At 64.2% G+C, this 3046-nt stretch carries 2 protein-coding genes; one reads left to right on the forward strand and one right to left on the reverse strand.

Annotation, left to right across the window (positions count from 1 at the left end; translation table 11 throughout):
- Window positions 1–182: 182 nt before the first annotated feature.
- Window positions 183–1607 (reverse strand): MFS transporter, encoded by a 1425-nt coding sequence (locus E6A21_RS17670; protein WP_138445483.1) that lies wholly within the window; start codon window positions 1605–1607, stop codon window positions 183–185.
- A 375-nt stretch (window positions 1608–1982) separates the two neighbouring features.
- Between E6A21_RS17670 and E6A21_RS17675 the strand changes: the two genes are divergently transcribed.
- Window positions 1983–3011: a zinc-dependent alcohol dehydrogenase family protein gene (locus tag E6A21_RS17675; RefSeq protein WP_138445484.1), complete on the forward strand. Its 1029-nt coding sequence runs from the start codon at window positions 1983–1985 to the stop codon at window positions 3009–3011.
- Window positions 3012–3046 lie beyond the last annotated feature (35 nt).

Raw genomic sequence — 3046 nt, forward strand, 5'->3', positions numbered from 1 at the left:
CTGCCTTGCCTCTCAAATGACCTATGACATCTGCGTCAGTCGAAAATGAAGACGCCCTTGCCGATCTTGCGCTGATCGAACAGCTCGTACGCCCGCTCCGCCTCATCCAGCCGGAACTCACGGATGGCCAGCCGGACCGGCAACACCGGCCCGGCTGGCCATACGGATGATGGGCGGAGGCGTCAGCCCTGGGAGCCCGAGACCGACGGGCGGGGAGATGCGGTATCCGCTTCGTCGCCGTCCGACTCGTCCCCGGGCGGGGCGATCTCCGCCAGCGCCTCACGGGACGTGTCCACCCCGGCGACGGCGTTGAGCACCGTCATGAGGACGTACATGCCAGAGACGGTAAGGATCACCCCGACGATGCCGTAGCTGTTGAACAGCCACAGGACGACGAACGGGGAGAAGATCAGGCTGACCCGGCCGACGGTCTGTGCGAAGCCGCCGCCGCGGAAGCGGAAGGCAGTGGGGAAGAACTCGGGGGTCGTTCCCAGGCCGAGGACGAGGAAGGACGCGACCACGGAGACGAGGAGGAAGCCGATGGCGATGACCAGCCCAGGCTCTTTCATGAACGGATAGATGCCGGCGAAGATCGCCGCGAGGATTCCGAACCCGATGAGCGTGCTGCGCCGTCCGAGGCGGTCGGTGATGAATACGCAGACGAACGGTCCCACGACCCAGCCAGCCATGATGGCTGCGTTGAACCCGAGGGAGCTCGAGACGGTCATCCCCTGCTTCACGAAGAACGTGGGCATCCAGCCGGTGAGGGCGTAGGAACCGTTCAGGGCAATGACGGTCAGGATCAGGGCCATCAGCGTCCTTCGAATGACAGGGCGCGAGAAGAGCACGGTGACGGGGACCCACTGGGGCTTCTCATCGGCAGCGCTGGCCGCCTGCGGGGCGACTGGAGCCACGGCTGCAGTCTGGTTGGAGACGCCGGATTCCCTCTCGATCTTCTGGAGGATGGCCTCGGCCTGCTCGAGCCGCCCGCGCGACTCCAGCCAGCGCGGGGACTCGGGCATGTTCCGTCGCAACCACCAGGCGACCAGGGAGCCCACGCCACCGATGACGAACATCGCGCGCCAAGACCACGCGGGAATGACCAGCCAGCCCAGGAGCGAAGAGAGCGAAACACCGAGCCCGGCGAAGATTCCGAGATAGCCCAAGTACCGCCCGCGGTGGCTGCGCGGCATGAATTCGGTGATCATGCCGTAGCAGATGACGTACTCTGCTCCAAGCCCGACGCTCATCACGGCACGGAATGCGATGAGCACCTCCATCGACGGCGCAAACGCCGCGGCCAGGGCGAGGACGCCGAAGATCGCGAGGCTGAACTGGAAGGCGAAGCCGCGTCCTACCCGGTCGCCGAGCCAGCCCGCGAAGGCCGCTCCGATCGCGAGGCCGGCGTACGTAACCGAGAGGAAGAGGGAGTTCAGCTCGAGCGTCGAGAAGTGGGTGGGCAGCACCGATGCCAGCACCGAGGACGAGAGCGTGTTGTCGAACGAGTCGAAGAACATGCCTAGGCCCACCAGCAGCACCATGCGCCGGTGGAACTTGCTGATTGGAAGATTGTCGAGCCGAAGGCCCGCGTTGACGTGAGTTTTCATCGGCCGAGGCCTCCCGGTCGTGCCATGCCGGAGGCGTGGCGGGGATTGGTAGTGGTGTGAGTGTGATCGGCCAGGCTGGGAGTCTGGCTTCCGCACGGGTTCGATCGACATTGTCCGCTCATGCGTCTTACTGCCTTTTGGATTGGTGTTCGGTGCAACGGTGCGAACACGGGGTATATGTGTTGGCGAAACGCTCCCTCTCGACGTCGGGTGGAACGCCTCGATCAGGAGAAACTGTCGGCTGCGGGTTGATCCTCTGGTGCTGTGCCGGGGGTCACAACTCGGAGCATGTTTTGAAGATATCCTGTAATATGAGACTTAGTCAACAGGGTGCCGTGTTGCCCGCCACTGTTCACCTCAAGGAGGAGCGTTGACATGAAAGCTGTTGTATTCCTAGGCGAAGGCAAGCTCGAGATCCGCGAGTATCCGGACCCGGTGCCCGGGCCGGATGAAGTCGTCATCCGCATGAAGGCCTCTGGGATGTGCGGGAGCGACCTCAATCACCTCCACGGACCGCAGCGCACCGGCTCCCAGCTGGTGATCGAGGGGCACGAGCCATGCGGTGTGGTCGAGGCCGTGGGCGAGGCCGTGCGACCCAGCGAGGCCAAGGTCGGAGACCGGGTCATGGTCCACCACTACGACGGGTGCCGCACCTGTGAATTCTGCCGTTCGGGCTTTACGCAGTACTGTCCGAACGCTCGCAAGGTCTATGGCGGCCTGGACGGCGACGGCGGGCATGCGGACTTCATGAAGGTTCCCGCGCACACTCTCATCAAGTTGCCCGACTCGCTCTCGTTCAAGACCGGTGCGGCCATCTCTTGTGGCTTTGGGACCGCATTCGCTGCGATCAAGAGGGTGGAGCTGTCCGCCGACGAGACGGTTGCGGTCTTCGGCCAGGGCCCCGTGGGCCTGAGCGCCACCATGCTGGCCAAGGCCTTCGGCGCCCGCGTCATCGCCGTCGACGTCGAGCCCTCGCGGCTGGAAATGGCCAAGGCCTTCGGCGCCGACTATGTTGTCGACGCGCGGGAAAAGGACCCCGTAGCCGCGATCCGCGAACTGACCCGCAACGGCCAGGGCGCGGACAAGTCCATCGAATGCAGCGCCAATGCCACCGTGCGCCGTCAGGCGATCCAGGCTCTCCGCCCTTGGGGGACCGTCGGCATGGTCGGAGTCTTCGGCAAGGTCGAGTTCGATAGCGAGGAACTCATCCAGCTGCGCAAGACCGTCGTCGGTTCGCTGACGTTCAGCAAGAACCAGCAGGAGGAGTGCGCCCTGTTCGTGGCCGAGCGCGGACTGGACGTGGAATCCCTGTTCACGAACGAGTTCCGGCTGGATGAGGCGGAGCGGGCGTACGAGCTGTTCGATCAGCGCAAGATCGGCAAGGGCGTCTTCATTTTCGACTGACGCAGATGTCATAGGTCATTTGAGAGGCAAGGCAG

Origin of the sequence: Sinomonas susongensis (assembly GCF_005877005.1) — a bacterium.
Lineage (GTDB): Bacteria > Actinomycetota > Actinomycetes > Actinomycetales > Micrococcaceae > Sinomonas > Sinomonas susongensis.